This window comes from Microbacterium sp. CnD16-F, assembly GCF_024124465.1.
GTDB lineage: Bacteria > Actinomycetota > Actinomycetes > Actinomycetales > Microbacteriaceae > Microbacterium > Microbacterium gawkjiense.
On sequence record NZ_JAMXSA010000004.1, the window covers coordinates 68,847 to 91,191 of the forward strand.

A 22,345-nucleotide genomic window follows, 5' to 3' on the forward strand; every position below is an offset into this window, starting at 1 on the left:
GGTGCTGACCGGCCCTCTCCTCGCCGAGTGGCTCCCCGTCTCCGCGAGCGCCCTGTTGTTGCTCGTCGTCGCCGCCGGGCTCGCCGGCTGGGTGGACGCGGTCGTCGGAGGAGGCGGCCTGATCCAGCTCCCCGCCCTCGTGATCGGGGTGCCGAAGGACGTCGCGACGCCGTTCATCCTCGGGACGAACAAGCTCTCGTCCTTCTTCGGGACGCTCTCGGCCAGCTGGGTCTATCTGCGTCGTATCCGGGTCCACCTCACCCTCCTGATCCCGCTCGTCGCCGGGGCGTTCGCCGGTTCCGCCGTCGGTGCGGCCCTCTCGCGGTACGTGCCGCGCGAACTCCTGACCCCCGTCGTGCTCGTCGCCGTCGTCGCCGTCGGCGTCTACACGCTGCTGCGGCCCCGCATGGGGCTGCACCACGAGCCGCGGCACACGGATCGCGGGGCCGTGGTGTGGCGCTCGGGCGCCATCGGGCTCGGGGTCGGCTTCTACGACGGGATCCTCGGGCCGGGCACCGGGTCGTTCTTCGTCATCCTCCTCGTCGGCGTCCTCGGCTTCGGGTTCCTGCAGGCGAGCGTGAACGCCAAGATCGCGAATCTCACGACGAACCTGGCCGCGCTCATCGTCTACGGTGTGCACGGCGAGATCATCCTCGCCCTGGGCCTGCTGATGGCGTGCGCCAACATCGCCGGTGGTCTCCTCGGCGCGCGAATGGCCACCCGCGGCGGCAACGGCTTCGTCCGCGTCGTGTTCCTCGTCGTCCTCGGCCTGCTGGTCGTCAAGCTCGCGTGGGACACGATCGCGTCGTTCCTGCCCGCCTAGGCTGGTGGCATGACGACGCGCGTGGCCCTCGTGGGCGGGACCGGCAAACTCGGCGGGATCATCGCCCAGGTGATCGCAGCGACCGACGGATACGAGACGGTCGCCGTCCTCGGGTCCTCGAGCGACCTCGCCGAGCTCGACGGGGCCGATCTCGTCGTCGACGCCTCGACCCCGGCGGTGTCGATCGACGTCGTCCGCGCCGCGATCGAACGCGGCAAGAACGTCCTCGTCGGCACCTCCGGATGGTCCGCCGAGCGCATCGCCCTCGTCCGCCCGCTAGTGGATGCCGCCGGCACGGGCGCCGTCTTCATCCCGAACTTCTCGCTGGGTTCGGTGATCGGGTCCGCGCTGGCTGCGGCATCCGCTCCCTTCTTCCCCTCGATCGAGATCGTCGAGACCCACCGCGAGACGAAGGTCGATTCGCCCAGCGGCACGGCCGTCCGCACCGCGGAGCTCATCGCCGCGGCGCGGTCGGAGGTCGGACCCGTCGAGGCGCCGCACGTCGACCAGCGCGCGCGGGGTCAGCAGATCGCCAGCGTCCCCGTCCACTCGCTCCGCCGTCCGGGGGTCATCGCCCGCCAGGAGACGATCCTGTCGGGGCCGGGGGAGTCGCTCACGATCGTCCACGACACCGTGGACCCTGCCGCGGCCTATGCCCCCGGCATCCGTGTGGCACTCGATGCCGCCCGCGACGCGTCGGGGATCGTCGTCGGTCTCGACGCGATGATCGACATCGGGATCCGGATGCCGCACACGTCGCGCACCGTGCCGGTCGCCGACGGGGACGTCTCGGGCCAGGTCGCCGCGACGACCGCCCGATGAGGACCCGCATCGGCGTCGGGATCGTCGCCGCCGTCCTCGTCCTCTACATCGTCCTCGTCGCGCAGCGCGCCGTGCTGCTCGTGGCGAGCGGCGATCCGGTGGGCATCGCGATGGGGATCGCCCTCGTGCTCCTGCCCGTCGTGGCGGTGTGGGCGCTGTGGCGCGAGCTGAGCTTCGGCCTGGGAGCGCAGCGGCTCGGCCGACGACTCGAGGCCGAGGGCGGCCTGCCCGAGGAGGAACTCTCGCTGCGCCCGAGCGGACGCCCCGTGCAGGCCGAGGCCGACGCGCTCTTCCCGGCGTACCGCGACGCCGTCGAGCGCGATCCCGACGACTGGCGCGCCTGGTACCGGATGGGGCTCCTCTACGACGGCGCGGGCGACCGTCGGCGTGCGCGCAGCGCCATCCGCACCGCGATCTCGCGCGAGCGCGCCGACCGTCGCGGCTGACCGGTCAGACGGCCGCCGCGACGGCGTCCTCGACGGTCGGATGCCGGAACGTGAAGCCCGTCTCGAGCAGCACCGCCGGGACGACGTGCGTGTCGTTGGCGAGCAGCGCCTCGACCGCGTCCTTGCCGAGCACGAGCCGGACCGCCCACAGGGGCGCGCGCAGCACGTACGGGCGGTTCAGGCGGCGTGCCAGGGCGAACCCGAGGTCGTTCGCGGTGGCGCGTTCGGGCCCCGTCAGGTTGACCGGCCCCGTGATCCCGCGGTCGATGACGTGGCGGATCGCACGCACCTCGTCCTCGAGCGAGATCCACGGCCACGCCTGCGTGCCGCGGCCGAGCGGCCCCGACAGGCCGAGCTTGGTGAGCAGCAGCAGCGGCTTCAGCACGCCGTCCCGGTGGACGACAGGGGCCGTGCGCAAGAGGGCTGTGGGGGCACCCGAGGCGACCGCGGCCGACTCCCACTCGCCGCAGAGATCGGAGAGGAAGGCGTCGCCCCGTGGGCCCGATTCGTCGAAGGTCCGGCCGTGCGCGTCGGGCGGATAGTAGCCGGTGGCCGATGAGCTCACGAACAGCGGCGCGTCCTCGCCGAGTTCGCGCAACGCTCGCGCGAGCGTCTGCGTCGGATGGATCCGCGACCAGACGAGCTGCTTCTTGTACGACGGCGTCCACGGGAATCGGCCGATCGTCGCGCCGTTGAAATTCACGACCGCCTCGGCACCTGCGAGCACCTGGGGGTCGAGCGGCGATTCGCCCGGCGCCCAGGTGACCTCGTCGGGGGCCTGCGCCTCGTGGCGGACGAGTCGCGTGACGGCGTACCCGTCGGCCCGCAGCGAATCGACGAGCGCCCGTCCGATCAGACCCGACGCCCCCGAGACGACGACGCGGCGATCAGGCAAGCGTCGCCTCGAGCGTGATCTCGATGCCGGAGAGGGCTGCCGAGACGGGGCATCCCGCCTTCGCCTCGTTGGCGATGCGGTCGAAGTCCTCCGCCGAGAGGCCGGGAACCGACGCGTTGACGTTCAGGTGCGAGCCGGTGATCCCGGTGCCGGGGATGAAGGTGACGGATGCCGTGGTCTCGACGCTCTCGGGCGGGGTGCCGTTCTTGGCGAGGGCGTTGGAGAGGGCCATGCTGAAGCATGACGAGTGCGCGGCGGCGATGAGTTCCTCGGGCGTCGTCACCGAGGTGGATCCCTCGCTGCGCGCCTTCCAGTTCACGGCGAACGGTCCCTGGTTGGAGCTCTCGAGGGCGACCTCGCCCGCCCCTTCGAACAGGGTGCCCTTCCAGCTGGTGGTGGCTTCGCTCGTGACGCTCATGGTGTCTCCTCGGTCGTGGTCGTGACGGATCGCTGCCGAGCCTAAACCTCGTCCATGAGCGTGCGATATGACTTGACGCGGCCGCAGCGGAGCGTCAGGCGGTACGGCCCACGAGGCCGACGCGCTGCAGGACCAGCCACAACTGGCATCCGAGGCACAGCCCGAACACGGCGTTGAGGAACGCGGCCATGAAGGCGAGGCCCGCGGCGATCGGGAGCGCCACCGGGACGCCCATCACGTGGAGCAGCAGACCGACGGAGGTGACGAAGAGTCCGACGCCCTGGGCGAAACGGGGCGGACGGGGGTCCTCGAGGTCGGTCGGGGGAGCGAGGCGGGGCTGGACGAGGCGCCGGTAGAGGACGCCCCACGGTGCGGTGCGGGGCGAGACGACACCCCACAGGAACAACAGGGCGATGACGAGGACGGCGAGGAAGCCGGGGTCGAGGATGCGCGCGCTGACCGGGGCGAGCGAGATCGCCCAGGGGCTCCCGGAGACGAAAGCGAAGTCGCCGATCGGCTGATAAGCGAACCACCCGAAGGATGCAGGCCTCTGCGTCGAGATACCGACCAATGCCAGAAGCGTCGCAACGAGCAGCAGCACCGACGTGACGGATGCCGCGAACCGCGGCCCGCGCGGATCGATCCCGCGCACCTCAGCCACGGCCGGCTCCCGTGGTCACCCGGTCGAGCTCCATCTCGACGACCTGGCGTCCGGGTGTGCCGCCGAACCGGGAGCGCACGACGCCGTGCTTGTCGAGGATGAGGGTGGTCGGGGTCTGCAGGACCCGGAAGTGCTGCGCGATGTCGACGCGGTGGGTGAGGTCGACGTCGAGGTGGATGACCCCGTCCCGCTCGTCCGCGATCTCGCGGAGCGTGCGGTGAACGCCCGGGCACCGGCCGCACATCTCGGTGCTGAACTGCAGCAGGGTCGCCTCGTCGCCGAGCCGCTCCGCGCCCAGGCGGGTCGGCTCGACGACCTCCTGCGGGTCGAAGGGACGCGGCCGGTTCTGCCGCCACCGCAGCGTGAGACCGATGCCGACGGTGACCGCGAGCAGCGCGGTCAGCACGACGATGGCGGGGAAGAGTTCCATGACCGCTCCACAGTAATGCCGGCCGCGGGTGTCGGGGCGCCGCGGCGTCATCCGGCGTCACCCCGACGGGTAGTGTGTGAGCCGTGAGTGAGCGCGCCGACAGCCCCGAGATCGAGTTCCGCAGCGATGTCACCGTCGAGCTGGTGCGCTCGTCGGCATCCGACAGTGACGTGCTCTTCGCGGCCCGGGTCTCGACCCAGGGCGAGCAGACCCTCGAGGCCGCCGCCGAGGGCACCGAGGCGACGGGGCGCGACCGAGGCCTCATCAACTACCTCATGCGCGACCGCCACGGTTCGCCGTTCGAGCACAACTCGATGACCTTCTACGTCCAGGCGCCGATCTTCGTGTTCCGCGAATTCATGCGGCACCGCATGGCGTCCTACAACGAGGAGTCGGGCCGCTACCGCGAGCTGCGTCCCGTCTTCTACGTCCCGGCCCCCGAGCGCAATCTCGTCCAGGTCGGCAAGCCCGGCGCCTACCAGTTCCTCCCCGGGTCCGAGGAGCAGGTCGAGCTCGTCGCCCGCGAGACGCGCGCGGCATCCGTCGCCGCTTTCGAGAGCTATCAGCGGATGCTGGACGCCGGCATCGCCCGCGAGGTCGCCCGCATCGTCCTGCCGCTGAACATCATGTCCTCGATGTACGTGACGGTGAACGCCCGGTCGCTGATGAATTTCCTGTCGCTGCGCACCACCCGCGAGGGGACGCACTTCCCGTCATTCCCGCAGCGCGAGATCGAGATGTGCGCCGAGAAGATGGAGAACGTGTGGCGCGAGCTCATGCCGCTCACGTACGCCGCCTTCAACGCGAACGGTCGCGTCGCCCCCTGACCCGCTCCTAGGCTGGCGCGCATGAGTCGCACCGCCCTCGTCACCGGAGCCAGCTCCGGGATCGGCGCAGAGTACGCCCGTCAACTGTCGTCCCGCGGCGCCGAGGTCCTTCTGGTCGGCCGCGACGCCGACGCGCTGCGCGCTCTCGTCGACGAGATCGCGGCGGCCGGAGGACGGGCCGAGCACCTCGTGGCCGACCTGCTCGATCCCGCCGGGCGGCGGCGCGTCGAGGAGCGCGCGGCGGGTGTCGACGTGCTCGTCAACTGCGCCGGCTACGGCCTCCGCCGCGCGTTCGAGGAGAGCGACATCGACGAGGAGGCCCGCCACCTCGAGCTCCACGCCGAGGTGACGATGCGTCTCACCCGTGCCGCGCTGCCCGCCATGCTCGAGCGCGGAAGTGGCCGCATCCTGAACGTCGCCTCGGTGGCGGGGCTGGTCCCGCGAGGCACCTACGGAGCCGCCAAGGCGTGGGTCGTGAGTTTCAGCCGGTGGGCGAACGCCGTCTACGCGCCCCGCGGCGTGACGGTCACGGCGGTGTGTCCGGGCTTCGTCCACACGAACTTCCACGAGCGGCTCGGCCTGCCGCCCGGGCAGGAGGGCGTCCCCGGATGGATGTGGCTGGAGGTCCCTCACGTGGTGCGCACCTCGCTGCGCGACGCCGCCCGCGGCCGTGCCGTCAGCATCCCCTCGTTCCGGTACAAGGCGCTGGTCGCCGTCTCGCGCCTGCTGCCCGACCGCGTGGTGGTGCCCGCCGCCTCCCGCGGCCGCTGACCCGGAACACCGCGTTCGCGCGCGTCGGCTCACGCTTGCACGACCGTTGGTGCGGAATGCTCCCGAGACGGCCGATTTGGGCGACGAGGTCCCCACCGATCGCGCATCCGTCGCACTCTCCACAGAACGCCGCACGAACTCGCTCTCCGCGAAGCCGCGGCTGCGGGGACCCTGCAGTGCCGTAGGCGACGAGGCTCGACGGATGGATGCCGCGACAGTCGCCCATCACGTCCGCGTCCTCGGCGGTATCGCGAGGTCTGCGCAGCTGTGTCGCCGAGGGGCGACGCGGGCACAACTCATCCGTGCAGCGGATCGCGGCGCCCTGGTCCGCGTCCGGAACGGCGTGTACGCGGTGCCCGAGGTAGATGCGTCGACCCGGCTCGCGGCCGCGCACGGGGGCGAGCTGTGCTGCGCCTCCGCGCTGCGCCACCATGGTGTCTGGGTACTCGAGCATCCGGTCGGCCTGCACGTCTGGGTGGGGCCGGACGCGCGTGTCCATCCTCACGACGGATGCCGATGCACGACCCACCGGGACGAGGGCCGAGCCGCTTTCGGTGTGGTCTCGGTCGTGCACGCCCTCATCCAGTCCGTCCGCTGCCTCGGAGCCGAGGGATTCTTCGCGGCATTCGAGTCCGCCTGGCACCTCGGTCTCCTGACCGGGTCCGACCGGGCGCTCGTGCGGCAGGGCATCCCTGCGCGGTTCCGACACCTCGTCGACATCGCCCGCCCGGACGCCGAGAGTGGGATCGAATCTCTCCTCCGCTTGCGGCTGTCGCGTCTCGGCATCCGTCTGGAGTCCCAGGTCCTCGTCGCGGGTGTCGGCAGGGTGGACTTCGTCCTCGCGGGTCGGATCATCCTGGAAGTCGACGGGCGGCTGAACCACGACGGCCCCGCTCAGCGGCACCGCGACCTCGTGCGGGATGCCGAAGCCGCCGCTGCGGGGTACGAGACGCTGCGGTTCGACTACGCCCTCATCGTCCACGACTGGCCCCGAGTCGAGCGCGCGATCCTCGGCACCCTCGCTCGCAGTCGGCGACGGATGCACGAGCAGCGGTGACGGAGACAAAGGCCCGAGAGATCGAGAAGACACCCATCCCACGGATCGTGCATCTGTCACCACCACCCCGCACGACCGACGGACCCCGACCGGTACCCTGGGAACCATGACGCACTCCGCCAATCCGTTCGGTCAGGTGCTCGTCGCGCTCGTCACTCCGATGACGGCCGACGGCGAGGTCGATTGGCCCGCGGTCGAGAAGCACATCGACGACGTCATCACCGGCGGCGCCGACGGCATCGTCGTGACCGGCACGACCGGTGAGACCAGCACGCTGACGGATGCCGAGAAGCTGAAGCTCGTCGAAGTGGGCAAGTCCGTGTCCTCGGGGCGCGCGAAGATCATCACGGGCGGCGGCTCCAACGAGACCGCTCACGCGATCGAGCTCTACAAGGCGAGCGAGAAGGCCGGCGCGGACGGCATCATGATCGTCACGCCGTACTACAACAAGCCCACCCAGGCCGGCATCCTGACGCATTTCCGCCTCGTCGCCGACGCGACGGACCTGCCCGTCATCCTCTACGACATCCCCGGGCGCACGGGTGTCCCGATCACCTACGAGACGATTCTGCGCCTCGCCAAGCATCCCAACATCCTCGCGGTGAAGGACGCCAAGGGTGACTTCAGCGAGGTCAGCCGTGTCCTCAACCAGACCGACCTGCTCTACTTCTCCGGCGACGACGCGAACGTCCTGCCGCACCTGTCGATCGGCGCCGCCGGACTCATCGGTGTGACCGCCAACATCACGTCCGCGCCGTACCGCGTGATCGTGGATGCCGTGAACCAGGGCGACCTGAAGACCGCGACCGCCGCGCACCAGAAGCTCGAACCCCTCGTCCGCGCCGTGATGACCCACGTCCCGGGCACCGTGAGTGCGAAGTACATCCTCCACGGACTCGGCCGCATCTCCAGCCCGCGCGTGCGTCTGCCGCTCGTCGGGCCGGAGGAGTGGGAAGCCGCCCTCATCGAGGACGAACTCGCCCTCGTGAAGGATGTCGACGGTGCCGACTTCTCCAACTTCCGCCCCGACCGCAACGCCGCCGCCGGCGGCGCCCTCCCGAAGGTGCATGGAACAACTCGATGAGCACGACCGTCTCAGCGCCTGAGGCGCTCGCTCCCGGCACGCTCCGGGTGACCCCCGTCGGCGGACTCGGTGAGGTCGGCCGCAACATGACGGTCTTCGAGTTCGACGGCAAGCTGCTCATCGTCGACTGCGGCGTGCTCTTCCCCGAGGAGCACCAGCCCGGCGTCGACCTGATCCTGCCCGACTTCGAGGCGATCCGCGGCCGGCTCGACGACATCGTCGGCGTCGTCCTCACGCACGGTCACGAGGATCACATCGGAGCGGTGCCCTACCTCCTCAAGCGCAAGGGCGACATCCCCCTCATCGGGTCGCAGCTGACCCTCGCGCTCGTCGAGGCGAAGCTCAAGGAGCACCGGATCAAGCCGTACACGCTCACGGTCAAGGAGGGGCAGCGCGAGCAGGTGGGGCCCTTCGACCTCGAGTTCGTCGCGGTCAACCACTCCATCCCGGATGCGCTGGCCGTCGGCATCCGCACCCCCGCGGGCCTCGTCCTCGCGACGGGCGACTTCAAGATGGACCAGCTGCCGCTCGACGGTCGCCTCACGGACCTCCGCGCGTTCGCCCGTCTCGGCGAGGAGGGGGTCGACCTCTTCCTCGTCGACTCCACGAACGCCGACGTCCCCGGCTTCACCCCGCTCGAGCGCGCCATCGGGCCGGTGCTCGATCAGGTGATCGGCAAGGCACCGCGCCGCGTCATCGTCGCGAGCTTCTCGAGCCACGTCCACCGCGTCCAGCAGGTCATCGACGCTGCCGCCGCGCACGGCCGGCGGGTCGCGTTCCTCGGCCGGTCGATGGTCCGCAACATGACGATCGCCGAGCAGCTCGGCTACCTCCACGTCCCCGACGGCGTGCTGATCGACTACAAGAAGGCCAAGGACCTGCCCGACGACCGCATCGTCTACATGTCGACGGGTTCGCAGGGCGAGCCGATGGCCGTGCTGTCGCGGATGGCGAACCTCGACCACGCGATCGAGCCGGGCGAGGGCGACACGGTCATCCTGGCCTCGAGCCTCATCCCGGGCAACGAGAACGCCGTGTACCGCGTGATCGACGGGCTGACCAAGCTCGGGGCGAACGTCGTGCACAAGGCGAACGCGAAGGTCCACGTCTCGGGCCACGCCGCCGCCGGTGAGCTCCTCTACTGCTACAACATCCTGAAGCCGAAGAACGTCCTGCCCGTCCACGGCGAGTACCGCCACCTCATGGCGAACGCCAAGCTCGCGCAGGACAGCGGCATCCCCGCCGAGAACACGATCCTCGCCGAGAACGGCACCGTCATCGACCTGAAGGACGGGGTGGCTCGTGTCGTGGGTCAGCTCGACCTCGGCTTCGTGTACGTCGACGGGTCGTCCGTCGGCGAGATCACGGACGCCGACCTGAAGGACCGTCGCATCCTGGGCGAGGAGGGGTTCATCTCCGTCATCGTCGTGGTGGATGCCGCGACCGGCCGTATCGTCACGGGTCCCGAGATCCACGCGCGCGGTGTCGCGGAGGACGATGCGGTGTTCGACTCCGTGAAGCCGAAGATCGCCCAGGCGCTCACCGACGCCGCCCAGTCGGGTGTCCGCGACCAGCACGCCCTGCAGCAGGTCGTGCGCCGCACGATCGGGCGCTGGGTCAACCAGTCGCTGCGTCGCCGGCCGATGATCGTCCCCATGGTGATCGAAGCCTGACGAGGCCGCTACCATTCGGGCATGCCCGAGTCGTGGTCGCTGCGCCCGGCCGTTCAGGCGGACGGGGTGTTCCTCGGCGACATGGTCGTCGAGGCCGCCAACTGGCGGCCCGGTGCGGCGCGCCCGCGACACGAGATCCTGTCGCATCCCGACTACAGCAGGTACCTGTCGGGGTGGATGCGGCCCGGTGACGTCGGGTTCGTCGCCGTCGCCGGCGCGGAACAGATCGGGGCCGCGTGGTACCGGACGATGCCGCCGAACGATCCCGGCTTCGGGTACGTCGGCACAGGGGTGCCCGAGCTCATCATCGGGGTGAAACCGCTGTGGCGTTCGCACGGCGTCGGGCGTGCGCTCCTGCGGCGACTGTGCGAGGAGGCCCGTACCGAGGGCCGCGCGCGCATCTGCCTGTCCGTCGAGCGGGGGAACTTCGCCCAGGTCCTCTACCGGGGCGAGGGGTTCGCGGTCACGCGCAGCGGGTTCGGCCGCGACACGATGGTCATGCGCCTCGGCTGACCGCGGATACGGGCGAGGGGTCGCGTCAATCCGGGCACATGTCGGTCCTCGCGCCTACCGTGGAAGGTATGCCCAGGAGCAGCAGTCCGGCCAGCAAACCCCGCGCCTCCGCGTCGGGCTCCTCGGCGCGCGCGAAGAAAGCCGAGCCCACGCCTCGTCGAAAGGCCGAACCGGCCCCGAAGCGGTACGTCGACGACGTCGAGCGTCCCCCGGTCCTGGTCCGCGCCTGGCTGGGGCTCGCGCACGTGGCGGGCGGCATGTTCCGCGCCTTCGGCTCCGAATCGCTCGAGAAGGACCAGCGGCGCGACGGGTTCCCGTTCCTCCTCGTCCTCATGGCGATCGCCGGCGCCGTCGTCGAGTGGTTCCTCATCGGGACCGAGGTCGGCACCAACATCAGCGCCTACACCGTGGGTGCGCTCATCGGGCGCGAGGCGTTCGTCTTCCCCGTCATCCTGCTCCTGCTCGCGGGGTGGCTCTTCCGGCATCCGCCCTCCGTCCACGACAACGGCCGGATCGGCATCGGCGCGGGCCTGTTCATCCTCGCGGTCGCCGGTTTCTGCCACGTCGTCGCCGACCGACCGCAGCCGAGCGAGGGCCTCGCCGCACTGAGCGCCGCGGGCGGCCTCTTCGGGTGGGCCATCGGCGAGCCGTTGACGGTGCTCTCCGAGATCGGGGCCGGCATCGTGCTGGGCCTGCTCGCGTTCCTCAGCGTCCTCATCCTCACCAAGACACCGCCGAACCGCATCGGGCGGCGCCTCGGCGACCTGTACGCCTGGATGTTCGGCGCCGAGCGCTCCGAGGCCGACGACGCCCCGTCCCAGGGGCGGACCGGACCGACGGTCGCCTTCGACGCACCCGAGGACGAGGGCGAGTCGCTGCCCTGGTGGCGGCGCAACAAGTCCGGCCGCGAAGAGGACGCCGACGGCGGACTGGGCGCCGACGACCTGACGGCGCTCCTCGAGGCCAGCGGCGACGGCAGCTTCGACAACCCGGTGACGACGCCGACGCCCGAGGTGATGCCGGATGCCGTGACGGAGATCATCGCGCCCGCCGCGCCTCGCACGCCGGGCCGCAAACGCGACGCCGCGGCCGGGGACGTGCCGCCCGTCCCGCCGCTGCCAGACTTCGTGGCCGCGAATCTCGACTCCGTCGACCCGGATGCCGCGGACTACCGGCTGCCGTCCGCCGACGCGCTCGCCGCCGGCACGCCGCACAAGGCGCGCTCCGAGGCGAACGACGCGATGGTCCGCGCCATCATGGGCGTCTTCGAGCAGTTCTCCATCGACGCGAAGGTGACCGGCTTCTCGCGCGGCCCGACCGTGACCCAGTATGAAATCGCTCTGGGGTCCGGGGTCAAGGTCGAGCGCATCACCGCGCTCACCAACAACATCGCCTACGCCGTCGCCTCCAACGAGGTCCGCATCCTCGCCCCGATTCCGGGCAAGAGCGCGATCGGTGTCGAGATCCCCAACACCGACCGCGAGATCGTCACGCTCGGCGACGTCCTGCGCTCGCCCAACGCGCAGCAGGCGACGCATCCCATGACGATCGGCATCGGGAAGGACGTCGGCGGCGGCTACGTCGTCGCGAACCTCGCCAAGATGCCCCACCTCCTGGTCGCGGGATCGACCGGCTCGGGCAAGTCGAGCTTCGTGAACTCGATGATCACGAGTCTGCTGATGCGCGCGAAGCCGTCGGACGTCCGCATGGTGCTCATCGACCCCAAGCGGGTGGAGCTCACCTCGTACGCCGGCGTGCCGCACCTCATCACGCCCATCATCACGAACCCCAAGAAGGCTGCCGAAGCGCTGCAGTGGGTCGTGAAGGAGATGGACATGCGGTACGACGACCTCGCGTCGTTCGGATTCCGTCACATCGACGACTTCAACCGCGCCGTCGTGGCGGGCGAGATCCAGCTCCCCGCCGGCAGCGAGCGCGTCCTAAAGCCCTATCCCTACCTGCTGGTCGTGGTCGACGAGCTCGCGGACCTCATGATGGTCGCTCCCCGCGACGTCGAGGACTCGATCGTCCGCATCACGCAGTTGGCCCGTGCCTCCGGCATCCACCTCGTCCTCGCGACGCAGCGGCCGTCGGTCGACGTCGTGACGGGTCTGATCAAGGCGAACGTCCCGTCCCGTCTCGCGTTCGCGGTGACGAGCGTCACCGACTCGCGCGTCATCCTCGACCAGCCCGGCGCCGACCGCCTCATCGGACAGGGCGACGGCCTCTTCCTCCCGATGGGGGCCTCGAAGGCCGTGCGCGTCCAGGGCGCGTGGGTCGCCGAGAAGGAGATCGAGAAGGTCGTCGCGCACGTCAAGAACCAGGCGCGTCCCGAGTACCGCAAGGACGTCGAGGCGATCGTCGAGAAGAAGGAGATCGACGCCGACATCGGTGACGACCTCGAGCTGCTCCTCGCCGCCGCCGAGCAGATCATCACGACCCAGTTCGGGTCGACGTCGATGCTGCAGCGCAAGCTCCGGGTCGGCTTCGCGAAGGCGGGTCGCCTCATGGACCTCCTCGAGGCGCGCGAGATCGTCGGTCCCTCCGAGGGTTCCAAGGCCCGCGACGTGCTCGTCACCCCCGACGAGCTGCCCGCCGTCCTCGCCCGCCTCCGCGGCGAGGAGCCTCCGGCGGACGCGACGCCCGTGTCGACTCCTGCGGCCGACCCGTACGGGCCCGACGCGGTGACGCAGCAGTTCGAGGGCTACGAGGTCGTCGAGTCCGAGGGCGATGAGGATGCCTGGGGTCTCACGGGCCGCGACTGAGGTCGGGTGTCCGCGGCTCGATAGGCTCGGACCGTGACGATCCCGCGGCAGCTCCCGAACGCCATCACGATCCTGCGCATCCTGTGCGCGCCGGTGTTCGTCTGGATGCTCCTCGCCGACGGCGGCTCGGACGGCCCGCTCCGGTGGTGGGCGGCGGTGCTGTTCATCGTCGCGATCGCGACGGACGGCATCGACGGGTATCTCGCCCGCAAGCACGACATCGTGACGGACCTCGGCAAGCTGCTCGATCCGATCGCCGACAAGGTGCTGACCGGCGCCGCCTTCGTGTCGCTGTCCATCCTCGGGGAACTGCCCGTCTGGGTCGTCGTCCTCGTCCTCGTGCGCGAACTCGGGATCACGGTGCACCGCCTCGTCGTGGCCACCGACCACGTGGTGGCGGCCGCCTGGATGGGCAAGCTGAAGACGGTCGCGCAGGCCGTCGCCCTCTCGCTCGCCCTCCTACCGCTCTGGACGGTCGTGGGGGAGTGGATCCACGTCGTCAACACGATCACGATGAGCGTGGCCGTCGTCCTGACCGTCGCCAGCGGGATCGACTACGTCGTCACCGCGCTCCGCTCCCGCACCTCGAGGAAGCCATGATGCACCGGACGCCCAGCGAACTCCCCGAGGAGCTCGAGCAGACCGCGGTCGCCAGCGGACCCCGCTCCGAGTCCGAGCGGCTCGTCGAGCGACTGAAGGAACTGGGGTGGACCCTCGGTGTCGCCGAGTCGCTCACGGGCGGCCTCGTCGCGGCATCCGTCGTCTCGGTGTCGGGTGCGTCGGCCGTCTTCCGCGGCGGCGTCGTCGCCTACGCCACCGATCTGAAGGAGCGGCTCCTCGGTGTCGACGCGACCCTCCTCGAGGCCCACGGTCCCGTGCATCCGCGGGTGGCGCGCCAGATGGCGGACGGCGTCCGCCGCACCGTCGGCGGCGCCGAGCCCGCCGACGTCGGCATCGCCACGACGGGGATCGCAGGCCCGGTGTCGTCGGACGGGCAGCCGGTGGGAACGGTGCACATCGCCGTCTCCACGCCCCTCGGTTCGCGGGTCGAGTCGCTCCTGTTGGAGGGCGACCGGGACGAGATCCGCACGGCTGCGGCAGCCCGTGCGATCACGCTCGCCGTCGACGCTCTCTGAGGCGGGAATAGCGCTTGTTCCGTGCACGTTACGTCTCGGTGATTCCCATCCATTCCCCAGCGCTCGGGGTCTAGGGTGACATCGAACGTGTTGTACCGTGGTTCCCCCGCAAGGGATTCGGTGGATCGCAGCAGAGGGAGGGCCCACGCATGATCCTGGTTCGTCAAGAGATCGGTGACGTCCTCCGCGACTTCCGTCTGCAGAAGGGTCACACCCTCCGCCAGGTGTCCGGCAAGGCCAGTGTGGCCCTCGGCTACCTGAGCGAAGTCGAGCGCGGGCAGAAGGAGGCGTCGAGCGAGATCCTCGCCGCCGTCGCCGAGGCACTGGATGTGCCGATCTCCGCCATCATGCGCGAGGTGGGCGAGCGCATCTCCGTGCTGGAGGGCCTGCACTCGCTGAGCGACGTCGTCCCGGACGACCTCGCGTCGCTGGGAGAGGACGTCCCCGCTCCCGAGCTGTCGCTGCGCTGACCGCTCGATGCGTCACAGCGAGTTCGATCGCGCCGTCTCGGACGAGTTCGGTGCCGGGGGGTCCGCCCTCGTCTCGGATCTGGTGCTCTCCGCCGTGGGTAACAAGACCGCGCGCGAAGCGCTGGACGCCGGCGTCCCGCCTCGCGAGGTCTGGTACGCGCTCTGCGCGGAGACCGACGTCCCCGTCGCCCGCCGACACGGGGCAGGACGGCTCGATCCCCGCCGCTGACCGGCGTGTCGTATCGAAGATGCGTTCGATACGGGCGTAGTCTCCTTCACAGCGGGTGTCGTAGAGACGTCATCCACGGAAGCAGGCGCCGGCAGATGGATGTCGGAGGGTCCTCCTAACGTGAACGACGTCAGATGACACCCCCGCCCTGTCGCAGAATCCGAACCGTCGGTGACGATCGCGACAGCCTACGGGCGACGGAACCGCGAGCACGAAGGAGCACGACATGCCATCACCTGCCGACCGCGAGAAGGCCCTCGAATCGGCCCTCGCCCAGATCGATCGCCAGTTCGGCAAAGGATCGATCATGCGACTGGGCAGCGACGAGCGCGCTCCCGTCGAGGTCATCCCGACCGGTTCCATCGCGCTCGACGTCGCGCTCGGCATCGGCGGCATCCCCCGCGGACGTGTCGTGGAGATCTACGGTCCGGAGTCCTCGGGTAAGACGACGCTGACGCTGCACGCGATCGCGAACACGCAGCGCGCCGGTGGCATCGCCGCCTTCATCGATGCCGAGCACGCCCTCGACCCCGCCTACGCCGAGAAGCTGGGCGTCGACATCGACGCCCTGCTCGTCTCGCAGCCCGACACGGGTGAGCAGGCGCTCGAGATCGCCGACATGCTGATCCGCTCCGGCGCCATCGACCTCGTCGTCATCGACTCCGTCGCCGCGCTCGTCCCCGAGGCCGAGATCAAGGGTGAGATGGGTGACTCCCACGTGGGTCTCCAGGCGCGCCTCATGTCGCAGGCCCTCCGCAAGATCACGGGTGGTCTGAACCAGACGAAGACGACCGCGATCTTCATCAACCAGCTCCGCGAGAAGATCGGTGTGTTCTTCGGTTCGCCCGAGACCACCGCCGGCGGTAAGGCGCTCAAGTTCTACGCGTCCGTCCGCCTCGACATCCGTCGCATCGAGACGCTGAAGGACGGCTCCGAGGCCGTGGGCAACCGCACACGTGTGAAGGTCGTCAAGAACAAGATGGCGCCTCCCTTCAAGCAGGCGGAGTTCGACATCCTCTACGGTGTCGGGATCTCCCGCGAGGGCAGCCTCATCGACTTCGGCGTCGAGCACGGCATCGTCAAGAAGTCGGGTGCGTGGTACACGTACGAGGGCGAGCAGCTCGGTCAGGGCAAGGAGAACTCCCGCAACTTCCTGCTGAAGAACACCGATGTGGCAGCCGAGATCGAGACCAAGATCAAGCAGAAGCTCGGCATCGGTCAGCCCAAGCAGGCTGAAGCGGATGCCGCGACGCCCGACGAGCTGGCGGCTCGCCGCCCGGCCTGATCATGACGGACCGGAACGGGGGCGAGCGCGACTCGCTCGCCCCCGTCATCCCCCTCTTCGGACAGCGGGTCGAGCGCTCATCCGTATCCTCCGGCGATACCGAGGCCCAGCCGTGGCATGCGACGTGGATCGGCGAGCGATCGGAATCGGAGCGGGCCGCGCGTGCCGCCCATCCGGCGACGGGGACCCTTCCCGTGGTCGTCCCCGCCGAGGAAGATGAGGCCGCCGCGGCGGCGGAGCGGACGCTGCTGCGAAAACTCCGCACGCGGTCGCTGTCCGTCCGGGAGGCGCGATCGGCTCTCCGAGAGCACGACCTCGATGAGGCCGCATCCGAGGGCATCATCGACAGATTTCTCTCGTTGGGGTACCTCGACGACGCCGCCCTGGCGGAGCAGCTGATCGACAAGGCGACCTCGCGCAAGGCTCAGGGTCGTCAGGCCATCGCGCAGACGCTCTCGCAGCGAGGAATCCCGCGAGAGGTCGTCGACGAGGCGCTCGCACAGCTTCCCGACGACGAGGCCGAGCGCGCTCTCGAGTTCGCCCGTACCAAGGCGCGCGGACTGATGGGTGTGGAGCGGGATGCCGCGCTGCGGCGGTTGGCGGGGCAGCTCGCCCGACGGGGGTACGGCGCCGTCGCGCTGTCGGTGGCGCGTCAGGCGCTGGATGAGCTCAGCGCGCCTCCACGGAGCGGGGTTCGTTTCGAGCCGTGACTCCCGTGTCGACGGTGCCGTCGTGCGGCCTCGTCTGACAGACTCGGCCCCACGTGCGCATCGCACGACGGAGAGGGCGTGCTGTGGCGATCGAGGTCGAGGGACTCGTCAAGTCGTACCGGGCGGTGCGGGCGGTGGACGGGATCTCGCTGACCGTCCCCGACGGCCAGCTGTTCGCCTTCCTCGGCGCCAACGGCGCGGGCAAGTCGACGACGATCGGATGCCTCACGACGCTGCTCCGGGCCGACGCGGGTCGCGTGCGGGTGGCCGGCCGGGACCTGGCGGCCGACGGTGAGGCGGTGCGCTCCGAGATCGGCGTCGTCTTCCAACGCTCGCTCCTCGACGACGGCCTCACGGTGCGGGAGAACCTCGCCCTGCGAGCGACCCTGTCGGGCGTGTCCCGCGGGCGCTTCGGTGTGCGTCTGTCCGAACTGTCCGAGCTGATCGAGCTCGAGGACGTCCTCGGGCGCCCGTACGGACGGCTGTCCGGCGGTCAGCGCCGCCGCGCGGACATCGCGCGCGCCCTTCTTCACGAGCCGGCGATCCTCTTCCTCGACGAACCGACGGCGGGCCTCGACCCTGCCAGCCGCGTCGCGGTCTGGGCCGCGATCGGCAGACTCCGCCACGAGCGGGGACTCACCGTCTTCCTCACGACCCATTACATGGAGGAGACCGAGGAAGCCGATCAGGTCAGCATCATCGACGCGGGCCGCATCGTGGCCGAGGGGACGCCGACCGAGTTGCGCGCCCGGTTCAGCCGCAGCATCCTCACTGTGACGACCGACGACCCCGCGGCCGTGCTCGCCCATCCCGACGTCGATCCCGCGACTGTCGAACGTGACGGCGAGGTGCTGGTCGTCCCCGTGGCGGGCGCGGACCAGGCCCGCCGCATCCTCGCCGTCCTAGGCGACGGCGTGCGCGACTTCGAGTTCCGGCACGGGCGCATGGACGACGTGTTCCTCGCGCTCACGGGCCGACGGGACGAAACGGAGGAGGCGGCGTGAGGATCGTCGCGGCCATCGTGCGCCGCAACCTCACCCTCTTCTTCCGCGACCGCCTCAACGTCTTCTTCTCGCTGCTGAGCGGTCTCATCCTCTTCCTCCTGTACACGCTCTTCCTCGCGCGCCTGCAGGTCGACGCGCTCGAGCAGTCCCTGCCTCGCGCGAGCCGCGGCGAGATCGAGGCGTTCGTCGACAGTTGGATGCTGTCGGGCATCGTCCTGCTCACGACGGTCACCTCGGGCATCGGCGCCGTCTCGGTGTTCGTGGACGATCGGGCGACGGGGCGGTTCGGCGATTTCCTGGTCGCCCCGATCCGGCGAACGCACCTCGTGCTCGGCTACCTCATCTCCTCGGTCACCGTCGCCGTGCTCATGTCGGGGATCATCTTCGTCCTCACACTCCTCCATCTGGGGCTCGTCCGCGGTACCTGGCTGCCGCTGGAGCAGATCGTGGCCGCGCTCGGCGCGATGCTCCTGTGCTGCGCGGCGTTCACGACGCTCGGGTGCTTCGGAGCGTCGTTCCTCACGACGACCGGGGCCTACTCCGCGTTCTCCACCGTCGTGGGTACCGTGCTGGGGTTCGTCGCGGGCTCGTACATCCCGGTCGGCTCGCTGCCCGAGACCGTGGCCGACGTCATCAACGCGCTGCCGTTCGCGCAGGGGGCGATGCTGCTGCGGCGCCCCTTCACGGAGGGCACGCTCCAGGCGGTGACGGGTGGCGACACGAAGGCCGTCGCCGACCTGTCGGAGTTCTACGGCATCGACATCGCCGTCGGGGCAGCGACGGTGCCCGCGTGGGCGGCCGTCACGATCCTGCTGGCTGTGGCGGTCGTCTTCAGCGCGATCTCGGCGGGCCGCATCCGCTCGCTCCTGCGCTGAGCGGCGCCGCCTCCGGCACCGCGACGCGGCTCGTAGAATGGCCTGATCATGACCAGCCCTTCCGCTGCCCCCACCCTCATCGCCCCGTCCGATGCCGCCGTCGGCGCGGACGGTCGTCCTCGCACGTACGAGGTGCGCACTTTCGGGTGCCAGATGAACGTCCACGACTCCGAGCGGCTCTCAGGATCGCTCGAGTCGGCCGGGTACGTGCGCGCCGATACGGGGACCGAGGCCGACGTCGTCGTGATCAACACGTGCGCGGTGCGCGACAACGCGGCGGGCAAGCTGTACGGCACGCTCGGTCACCTCAAGAGCCGCAAGGACAAGCACGACGGCATGCAGATCGCCGTCGGCGGGTGCCTGGCCCAGATGGACAAGGAATCCGTCCAGCAGAAGGCCCCGTGGGTCGACGTGGTCTTCGGTACCCACAACATGGGGTCGCTTCCGAGCCTCCTCGAGCGTGCCCGCCACAACGGCGAGGCAGAGCTCGAGATCCTGGAGTCCCTCGAGGTGTTCCCCTCGACCCTCCCCACCAAGCGCGACTCCGCGCACAGCGGCTGGGTCTCGATTTCGGTCGGCTGCAACAACACGTGCACGTTCTGCATCGTCCCGAGCCTGCGCGGCAAGGAGAAGGATCGTCGCCCCGGCGACATCCTGAACGAGATCCGGCTGCTCGTCGAGGACGGCGCGATCGAGGTCACCCTGCTCGGTCAGAACGTCAACAGCTACGGCGTCGAGTTCGGCGACCGGCAGGCCTTCAGCAAGCTTCTGCGCGCCGCCGGCGAGATCCCCGGTCTCGAGCGGGTGCGCTTCACGAGCCCGCACCCGGCCGCCTTCACCGACGACGTGATCGACGCGATGGCCGAGACCCCCGCGGTCATGCCGCAGCTGCACATGCCCCTGCAGTCGGGATCGGACCGCATCCTCAAGGCGATGCGTCGTTCGTACCGCAGCGAGCGGTTCCTCGGCATCCTCGACCGTGTGCGCGAGAAGATGCCGCACGCCGCGATCTCGACGGACATCATCGTCGGGTTCCCCGGCGAGACCGACGAGGACTTCGAGGACACGATGCGTGTCGTCGAGCAGGCGCGGTTCGCCGGCGCGTTCACCTTCCAGTACTCGATCCGCGAGGGCACGCCTGCGGCAACCATGCCCGACCAGGTGCCGAAGGAGGTCGTGCAGGAGCGGTACAACCGCCTCGTCGCCCTCCAGGAGCGGATCTCCCTCGAGGAGAACCAGGCCCAGCTCGGTCGCACGGTCGAGGTGCTCGTGTCCACGGGGGAGGGGAAGAAGGATGCCGCGACCCGCCGCCTGACCGGTCGCGCCGAGGACAACCGCCTCGTGCACTTCGAGGTTCCCGACGGATCGCCGACGCCGCGCCCCGGCGACGTCGTCACGACGGTGATCACCCACGCCGCTCCGTTCCACTTGCTCGCCGACAGCCCCGACGGCGCGCCGCTGCGCATCCGCCGCACGCGGGCCGGCGACGCGTGGGACCGCGCGCAGGCGGACTCCTGCGGCGTGCCCGCCCCGGCGGGGGAGGCGGGGCCCCGCGCGGTCTCGCTCGGTCTGCCGGCGCTGCGCACCGCGACGCCCGGGCTCTGATCCCGTGGGCGCGGCGCGCCTGTGGGCGATCGTCGGCGCGACCGGCACCGGCAAGACCGCGCTGTCGCTGGAGATCGCCGAGGAGCTGATCCGTCGCGGTCGGCCGGCAGAGGTCGTGAATGCCGACGCCATGCAGCTCTACCGCGGCATGGACATCGGGACGGCCAAACTGCCCGAGGCGGAGCGTCGCGGCATCCCGCATCACCTCTTCGACGAGTTCGACGTGACCGAGGACGTCGCCGTCGCGGTCTACCAGGAGCGCGCGCGGGCGGCGATCCGCGGGGTCTTCGACCGCGGCGGCGACGCGATCCTCGTCGGCGGGTCTGGCCTCTACGTCTCGAGTGTCGTCTTCGACTTCCGGTTCCCGCCGCGCGATCCCGCCCTGCGTACCCGTCTCGAGGCGGACCTCGACGCGCACGGCGCCGAGGCGCTCCTCGCCCGCATCCGACAGGTGGACCCGGGTGCCGCCGACCGTCTCGATCCGCGCAACGGCAGGCGCGTCGTCCGTGCCCTCGAGGTCCTCCTGCAGGGCGCCGACACGCATGGCGCCGCGCTGCCGGACGCGCCCGTGCTGTGGCATCCCGACACGACGATCGTGGGCGTGCATCTCGAGCGCGGGGAGCTGGTGCAGCGCCTCGACGAGCGGGTGCGCGGGATGTGGCGGGACGGTCTGCTCGCCGAGGTCGAGACGTTGCGTGCGGAGGGACTCGAGTCCGGCCCGACCGCGCCCCGGGCGATCGGCTACGCGCAGGCCCTCGCGCAGCTCGCGGGTCGGATGACCGAGGACGAGGCGATCGCCGAAACCCAAGCGCTGACGCGGCGGTACGCCCGCCGTCAGGTGTCGTGGTTCCGCCGGTACCCCGGGATCCAGTGGGTGGATGCCGGGACCCCCGGCGCCCGCCTGGTGGCGGCGGCACCGCACTCGCCGTGACCGGCGTCCGTGCCGCTGCCCGCGCCTAGACTGGTCGGGTGTCGACGATCGCATTCTCGAAGGGCCACGGGACGGGCAACGACTTCGTCGTGGTCGCCGATCCCGACGGCGACCTGCACCTGACCGGTGAGCAGATCGCCGCCCTCACCGATCGTCGCTTCGGCATCGGCGGTGACGGGCTGTTGCGCGTCGTGCGCTCCTCGGCCATCGACGCCGGCGCGCAGACCCCCGACGCCGAGTGGTTCATGGACTACCGCAACGCCGACGGATCCGTCGCCGAGATGTGCGGCAACGGGGTCCGCGTCTTCGTGAAGTACCTGCTCAGCGCCGGGCTCGCGACGCTCGCGCCGGGCGAGACCCTCCGGATCGGCACCCGCGCCGGCACCAAGACCGTCACCCTCGCCGACAACGGCTTCGAGGTCGACCTGGGCCTGTGGCGACCGACGGCGGACGAGGTCCTCGTCCGCGCCCGCGGGCTCAAGGTCGCCCGACCCGGTCTCGGCATCGACGTCGGGAACCCGCACGTCGTCGTCGCGCTCTCGAGCGAGGACGAGCTCGCCGGGCTCGACCTGTCCGTGCAGCCGCTCCTCGACCCTGAGCCCGCCGCCGGCGCGAACGTCGAGTTCGTCGTCCCCGAGGAGCCCCTCGTCACCGACGGCGTCGGCGCCATCCGCATGCGCGTGTTCGAGCGGGGCGTGGGCGAGACCCTCTCGTGCGGGACGGGGGTCGCGGCATCCGCGCTCGCCGTCCGTCACTGGGCCGGCACCGGTGCGCCGGACCGTTGGACCGTCGACGTGCGGGGCGGTCGCCTGGGCGTCCGGGTGGTCCGGACGGATGCGGGGGAGCGGGTGCTCCTCTCGGGGCCGGCATCCCTCGTCTTCTCCGGCGAGATCACCCTCGCCTGAGCCGGACGGC

General features: G+C 70.5%; 25 protein-coding genes. 21 read left to right on the forward strand and 4 right to left on the reverse strand.

Annotation, left to right across the window (positions count from 1 at the left end):
* Nucleotide 1 precedes the first annotated feature (1 nt).
* From NH287_RS02195 to NH287_RS02205, 3 genes are read left to right on the forward strand one after another with little or no spacing between them, the layout of a single operon-like run.
* The gene (locus NH287_RS02195) at nucleotides 2-823 is read left to right on the forward strand and encodes a TSUP family transporter (protein ID WP_253034302.1); all 822 of its coding nucleotides are present in this window, start codon (nucleotides 2-4) and stop codon (nucleotides 821-823) included.
* 9 nt (nucleotides 824-832) lie between these two features.
* Complete coding sequence (gene dapB, locus NH287_RS02200) at nucleotides 833-1,645, forward strand: 4-hydroxy-tetrahydrodipicolinate reductase (protein ID WP_253034303.1); 813 nt, start codon at nucleotides 833-835, stop codon at nucleotides 1,643-1,645.
* A complete protein-coding gene (locus tag NH287_RS02205) occupies nucleotides 1,642-2,091 on the forward strand; it encodes a tetratricopeptide repeat protein (RefSeq protein WP_253034304.1) in 450 nt (149 codons plus the stop codon). The genes dapB and NH287_RS02205 overlap by 4 nt, the downstream gene beginning before the upstream one ends.
* Before the next feature lie 4 nt (nucleotides 2,092-2,095).
* On the opposite strand, the gene NH287_RS02210 is transcribed toward NH287_RS02205, so the two are convergent.
* The 4 genes from NH287_RS02210 to NH287_RS02225 form a co-directional block, all read right to left on the reverse strand.
* Nucleotides 2,096-2,986: a TIGR01777 family oxidoreductase gene (locus NH287_RS02210; protein WP_253034305.1), complete on the reverse strand. Its 891-nt coding sequence runs from the start codon at nucleotides 2,984-2,986 to the stop codon at nucleotides 2,096-2,098.
* Nucleotides 2,979-3,404, reverse strand: coding sequence for an OsmC family peroxiredoxin (locus NH287_RS02215; protein WP_253034306.1), 426 nt, complete (start codon nucleotides 3,402-3,404; stop codon nucleotides 2,979-2,981). The genes NH287_RS02210 and NH287_RS02215 overlap by 8 nt, the downstream gene beginning before the upstream one ends.
* Nucleotides 3,405-3,498: 94 nt before the next feature.
* Entirely contained in the window at nucleotides 3,499-4,065 is a 567-nt protein-coding gene (locus NH287_RS02220; protein ID WP_253034307.1) for a DUF4395 domain-containing protein, read from the reverse strand.
* Entirely contained in the window at nucleotides 4,058-4,495 is a 438-nt protein-coding gene (locus NH287_RS02225; protein ID WP_253034308.1) for a thioredoxin family protein, read from the reverse strand. Before NH287_RS02225 ends, NH287_RS02220 begins: the two co-directional genes overlap by 8 nt.
* 83 nt (nucleotides 4,496-4,578) lie before the next feature.
* Here NH287_RS02225 and thyX point away from each other — a divergent pair, with 83 nt between their 5' ends.
* From thyX to dapF, 18 genes are all read left to right on the forward strand, one after another.
* Entirely contained in the window at nucleotides 4,579-5,322 is a 744-nt protein-coding gene (gene thyX / locus NH287_RS02230) for an FAD-dependent thymidylate synthase (RefSeq protein WP_217531385.1), read from the forward strand.
* Between the two features lie 21 nt (nucleotides 5,323-5,343).
* A complete protein-coding gene (locus NH287_RS02235; protein ID WP_253034309.1) occupies nucleotides 5,344-6,093 on the forward strand; it encodes an SDR family oxidoreductase in 750 nt (249 codons plus the stop codon).
* A 202-nt stretch (nucleotides 6,094-6,295) separates the two neighbouring features.
* On the forward strand, nucleotides 6,296-7,150 hold the full coding sequence (locus NH287_RS02240; protein WP_253034310.1) for a type IV toxin-antitoxin system AbiEi family antitoxin domain-containing protein: 855 nt from the start codon (nucleotides 6,296-6,298) through the stop codon (nucleotides 7,148-7,150).
* A gap of 106 nt (nucleotides 7,151-7,256) precedes the next feature.
* Entirely contained in the window at nucleotides 7,257-8,234 is a 978-nt protein-coding gene (gene dapA, locus NH287_RS02245) for a 4-hydroxy-tetrahydrodipicolinate synthase (RefSeq protein WP_253034311.1), read from the forward strand.
* Entirely contained in the window at nucleotides 8,231-9,907 is a 1,677-nt protein-coding gene (locus tag NH287_RS02250; RefSeq protein ID WP_253034312.1) for a ribonuclease J, read from the forward strand. Before dapA ends, NH287_RS02250 begins: the two co-directional genes overlap by 4 nt.
* Nucleotides 9,908-9,928: 21 nt before the next feature.
* Complete coding sequence (locus NH287_RS02255) at nucleotides 9,929-10,420, forward strand: GNAT family N-acetyltransferase (RefSeq protein WP_253034313.1); 492 nt, start codon at nucleotides 9,929-9,931, stop codon at nucleotides 10,418-10,420.
* A 68-nt stretch (nucleotides 10,421-10,488) separates the two neighbouring features.
* Nucleotides 10,489-13,185 (forward strand): DNA translocase FtsK, encoded by a 2,697-nt coding sequence (locus NH287_RS02260; RefSeq protein WP_253034314.1) that lies wholly within the window; start codon nucleotides 10,489-10,491, stop codon nucleotides 13,183-13,185.
* A gap of 33 nt (nucleotides 13,186-13,218) precedes the next feature.
* Nucleotides 13,219-13,785, forward strand: a complete 567-nt coding sequence (gene pgsA / locus NH287_RS02265; protein ID WP_217531379.1) for a CDP-diacylglycerol--glycerol-3-phosphate 3-phosphatidyltransferase — start codon at nucleotides 13,219-13,221, stop codon at nucleotides 13,783-13,785.
* Nucleotides 13,785-14,321, forward strand: coding sequence for a CinA family protein (locus NH287_RS02270; RefSeq protein WP_253034315.1), 537 nt, complete (start codon nucleotides 13,785-13,787; stop codon nucleotides 14,319-14,321). Before pgsA ends, NH287_RS02270 begins: the two co-directional genes overlap by 1 nt.
* A gap of 149 nt (nucleotides 14,322-14,470) precedes the next feature.
* A complete protein-coding gene (locus NH287_RS02275) occupies nucleotides 14,471-14,791 on the forward strand; it encodes a helix-turn-helix domain-containing protein (protein ID WP_064003188.1) in 321 nt (106 codons plus the stop codon).
* Nucleotides 14,792-14,798: 7 nt separating this feature from the next.
* A complete protein-coding gene (locus NH287_RS02280; RefSeq protein ID WP_064003189.1) occupies nucleotides 14,799-15,020 on the forward strand; it encodes a DUF3046 domain-containing protein in 222 nt (73 codons plus the stop codon).
* A gap of 226 nt (nucleotides 15,021-15,246) precedes the next feature.
* Nucleotides 15,247-16,305, forward strand: a complete 1,059-nt coding sequence (recA, locus tag NH287_RS02285) for a recombinase RecA (RefSeq protein ID WP_253034316.1) — start codon at nucleotides 15,247-15,249, stop codon at nucleotides 16,303-16,305.
* 2 nt (nucleotides 16,306-16,307) lie between these two features.
* The gene (locus tag NH287_RS02290; protein WP_253034317.1) at nucleotides 16,308-17,015 is read left to right on the forward strand and encodes a regulatory protein RecX; all 708 of its coding nucleotides are present in this window, start codon (nucleotides 16,308-16,310) and stop codon (nucleotides 17,013-17,015) included.
* Between the two features lie 83 nt (nucleotides 17,016-17,098).
* Entirely contained in the window at nucleotides 17,099-18,019 is a 921-nt protein-coding gene (locus NH287_RS02295; protein WP_253034318.1) for an ABC transporter ATP-binding protein, read from the forward strand.
* Nucleotides 18,016-18,894: an ABC transporter permease gene (locus tag NH287_RS02300; RefSeq protein WP_253034319.1), complete on the forward strand. Its 879-nt coding sequence runs from the start codon at nucleotides 18,016-18,018 to the stop codon at nucleotides 18,892-18,894. The genes NH287_RS02295 and NH287_RS02300 overlap by 4 nt, the downstream gene beginning before the upstream one ends.
* A gap of 48 nt (nucleotides 18,895-18,942) precedes the next feature.
* Nucleotides 18,943-20,499, forward strand: a complete 1,557-nt coding sequence (miaB, locus tag NH287_RS02305) for a tRNA (N6-isopentenyl adenosine(37)-C2)-methylthiotransferase MiaB (RefSeq protein ID WP_253034320.1) — start codon at nucleotides 18,943-18,945, stop codon at nucleotides 20,497-20,499.
* Nucleotides 20,500-20,503: 4 nt separating this feature from the next.
* Nucleotides 20,504-21,430 carry a tRNA (adenosine(37)-N6)-dimethylallyltransferase MiaA gene (miaA, locus tag NH287_RS02310; protein ID WP_253034321.1) on the forward strand — a complete coding sequence of 309 codons (927 nt, stop codon included), beginning with the start codon at nucleotides 20,504-20,506 and terminating at the stop codon, nucleotides 21,428-21,430.
* A gap of 38 nt (nucleotides 21,431-21,468) precedes the next feature.
* Nucleotides 21,469-22,335 carry a diaminopimelate epimerase gene (gene dapF, locus NH287_RS02315; protein ID WP_253034322.1) on the forward strand — a complete coding sequence of 289 codons (867 nt, stop codon included), beginning with the start codon at nucleotides 21,469-21,471 and terminating at the stop codon, nucleotides 22,333-22,335.
* Nucleotides 22,336-22,345: the final 10 nt, after the last annotated feature.